2 protein-coding genes are annotated in these 3,734 nt (G+C 62.2%); one reads left to right on the forward strand and one right to left on the reverse strand.

The features are described 5' to 3' along the window. Positions 1-60: 60 nt before the first annotated feature. Entirely contained in the window at positions 61-900 is an 840-nt protein-coding gene (gene yghU / locus B2V21_RS10270; protein WP_286916787.1) for a glutathione-dependent disulfide-bond oxidoreductase, read from the reverse strand. Positions 901-1,541: 641 nt separating this feature from the next. Here yghU and B2V21_RS10275 point away from each other — a divergent pair. Beyond that, positions 1,542-3,734, forward strand: a 2,193-nt coding sequence (locus B2V21_RS10275) for a PAS domain-containing hybrid sensor histidine kinase/response regulator (RefSeq protein WP_286916788.1), incomplete at its 3' end; no start/stop codon positions are given.

Raw genomic sequence — 3,734 nt, forward strand, 5'->3', positions numbered from 1 at the left:
GCGGCGAGGCCGGACGCGGCTTGCGCCGCTGCTGCAGGGGCGGTGCAAGCCGGGATTGGGTTATTTGAAGTCGGCGGCGCTATGGCGTTCGGGGACTTGGGTCGCTTCATCGCCCCAGGTGCGGTTGACGCGTTGACCGCGCTGCACGGCGGGACGTTGGGCGATCTCTTCGGCCCAGCGCTGCAGGTGAGGATACTCGTCAACCGCCAGGAATTGCGCTGCGTCGTACAGATTGCCGCGCACCAGTTGCCCATACCACGGCCAGATCGCAATGTCGGCCACGGTGTATTTGTCACCGGCTATGAAACGTGTCTCGGCCAGTCGCTTGTCCAGTACATCCAGCTGACGCTTGGCTTCCATGGTGAAGCGATTGATCGGGTACTCCAGCTTCTCCGGCGCATAGGCATAGAAGTGCCCGAAGCCGCCACCCAGATAGGGGGCTGCGCCCATCTGCCAGAACAGCCAGTTCATGGCTTCGGTGCGTGCTGCCACATCGGTGGGCAGGAACTCGCCGAACTTCTGCGCCAGGTAGATCAGGATGGAGCCTGACTCGAACACCCGCACGCCGGCACCTGCACTGTGATCCACCAGCGCCGGGATCTTCGAGTTCGGATTGATCTCGACGAACCCGCTGGAGAACTGATCGCCTTCGCCGATGCGAATCGGCCAGGCGTCGTATTCGGCGTCGGCGTGGCCCAGTTCCAGCAGCTCTTCGAGCATGATGCTCACCTTGACGCCGTTGGGGGTCGCCAGGGAATACAGCTGGAACGGGTGCTTGCCCACGGGCAGGGTCTGCTCATGGGTAGCACCAGCGGTCGGGCGGTTGGTCTTGGAAAACTGGCCGCCGGATTCCGCGTCGTGTTTCCAGACCTTGGGTGGAACGTAGGGGGTAGGGCTCATGAAGTGTGCCTCCTGATAGGGTTGAAGATGCACGCCTGGCGTGGCAAGTGGGCGATGAAGATAGGACTTGGCACAGGCGCGTACAGTTCATCCCTGCACCATTTGAAGCCGGGTACGGTGACGCCGGAAAGCAACCGGCTGTTTTTGAAGAATATTTATTGCAATTGGGGTTTCCTGCGCGAAAGAAACCTGATAAATTCCCGCTCGTTCATGCAGAGGCCAGCAACTGGCTTTCTTGCACCGGATACAGGGGCGTCGCCAAGCGGTNNCGTTGGTTCGAATCCAGCCGCCCCTGCCATTATCCACGTCATATCGACACTGCACATGAACCCGGCACATGACGTGCACCTTCTGCTTCACCTTCCTGTTCGCACATGATTTCTCCACCCGCTGTACACGCTCGTCTCGCTTTCAGAATACGTGGCCTGTTCAAGGTGTGGCGCTGTCTGCAAGTCGTTTCACGTGAACCACCGGATACCCTTGACGCTGCGCGCGTTCGGGAACCCCGCTGCCAGGTCACTGCCTAACACACACGTAGCAATGCATTGGGTCCATGGCACCTTTATAAGGTAGTTGGAGGCGTTCTGAACGACACGACAGTTGCAGCTCGCGCATTCCAGGTCGAGCGCCTGCGCAAGGTAATGGAAGAAGCCGGTTTCGACCTGCACGATCCACACACTCATGTTGTGCTGAGCCAGTTGCAGGCCTTGGCCCGATCGCCTGCGCCCGAGGCCGCCCCCGATAAGCCCAGCCGTTCGCCGCATGTGACCGACGAAGCTCGCCAACGCGCCGTATTCGACAGCTCCATCGATTTCGCGATGGTGGTGATCGATACCCAAGGCATCGTGACCGACTGGAACATGGGGGCGACCCACGTCATGGGTTGGACCTCGGATGAGATGTGCGGCAGCAGCGCCGAACCGTTTTTCACGCCCGAAGACCGCGAGCAGGGCCGGCTGGCCCTGGAAATGCGCATGGCGCTGCGTGACGGGCGTGCCAATGACGAGCGCTGGCATCTGCGCAAGGATGGCCAGCGCTTCTGGGCATCTGGCGAGATGATGCCGCTGTATGACGACGGCCTGCACCTGGGCTTCGTCAAGATTCTGCGCGACCGTACCAACGAGCACCTGGCCGGCCTGGCCATAAAGGAAACCCAGGAACGCTACCGCTTGGCCGTCAAGGCCACCAACGATGCCATCTGGGACTGGGACCTGAGCGGCAATCAGGTGGTGTGGAACGAGGCACTCGAGCAGGCCTACGGCCATCCTCTGGCGTCGGTCGAACCGACCGGTGACTGGTGGATCGGGCATATTCATCCTGACGATCGTGCGGGCGTCTACGAGTCCATTCATGCCGTGATCGACGGCAGCCAATCGGCCTGGTCCGGCGAATATCGGTTTCAGCGTCACGACGGCTCGTTCGCCGAAGTGCTCGACCGTGGGCACGTCATTCGCAATGCCGAAGGGCGGGCGGTGCGGATGATCGGCGCAATGCTCGACCTGACCCGTGTGCGCAACGCCGAGAGCGCGCTGCGGCAGAGCGAGGAACGTTTTCGCAAGATCCTGGAGAACATCGAATCGGCGTTCGCCATCGTCGAGGTCAAGTTCGACGCCGAAGATCGGCCCATCGACTACTGCTTCATCGAGGCCAACCCGGCCTTCGAACGCCAGGCCGGTGTCAACCTGCGCGGGCGTTGGGTGACCGAGTTCGCCCCGGACCTGGAGCAGTTCTGGTTCGACACCTATGGTCATGTGGCCAAGACCGGCGAGCCGGCTACTTTCGAGAACTATGCCGAAGCGTTCAAACGCTGGTTCGATGTGCGAGCCGTGAAAGTCGGCCTTCCCGAAGAACGCAAGATCGCGGTGATCTTCAGCGACGTCACCGCCCGACGCAATGCCGAGGATCGTCTGCGCACCAGTGAAGCCGTGGCGCGGGAAAACATCGAACGGGTGCAATTGGCCCTGGCGGCGGGGGCCATCATCGGCACCTGGCATTGGCATCTGCCGACCGATCGCTTCGCGGTCGACGAAGGCTTCGCCCTGGCGTTCGGGCTGGATCCGGCGCTGGGCCGCGAAGGCTTGAGCCTGGAAACGATCGTGGCGACGGTGCATCCCGACGATCGCGAAGGCCTGAGTGCCGCGATCAGCGAAGTGATTCAGCGCGGCGGCAGTTATTCCCATCAGTATCGCGTCCGCCGGGCCGACGGCCACTACTACTGGATCGAGGCCAACGGTCGTGTCGAGAACGACGCCGAGGGCAAACCGCTGCGTTTTCCAGGGGTGCTCATCGACGTCGAGGCGCGTCGCTCGGTCGAGGCCGAGCGCGATCGCGCCCTGTCTGCGTTGCGTGCTCTCAACGATACCCTGGAACAGCGCGTCACCGAGCGCACGGTCAAGCTGATCCAGGCCGAAGAGAAATTGCGCCAGTCGCAGAAGATGGAAGCGGTCGGGCAGCTCACCGGCGGCCTGGCCCATGACTTCAACAACCTGCTGGCCGGCATTTCCGGTGCGCTCGAGCTGATGAGCACGCGCATCGCCCAAGGGCGCTGGATGGAAACCGACAAGTACATCAGCACCGCACAGGGCGCGGCCAAGCGCGCTGCAGCGCTGACCCACCGATTGCTGGCGTTTTCCCGACGCCAGACCCTCGATCCACGGCCCACCGATGTCAATGCGCTGATGGAAGGCATGACCGAGCTGATCCAGCGCACGGTAGGCCCCAGCATTCGCGTGGAAACGGTGGGCGCGACCAACCTGTGGCCGACCTTGGTGGATGTCAGCCAGCTGGAAAACGCCTTGCTCAACCTGTGCATCAATGCCCGCGATGCCATGCCC

It is taken from the genome of Pseudomonas sp. UBA6276, from assembly GCF_002438365.1.
Classification (GTDB): Bacteria; Pseudomonadota; Gammaproteobacteria; order Pseudomonadales; family Pseudomonadaceae; genus Aquipseudomonas; species Aquipseudomonas coleopterorum.

Bases quoted from the DNA above. Each gene is read 5' to 3' on its own strand.
- yghU (WP_286916787.1), bottom strand. From the start codon at position 900: ATGAGCCCTACCCCCTACGTTCCACCCAAGGTCTGGAAACACGACGCG.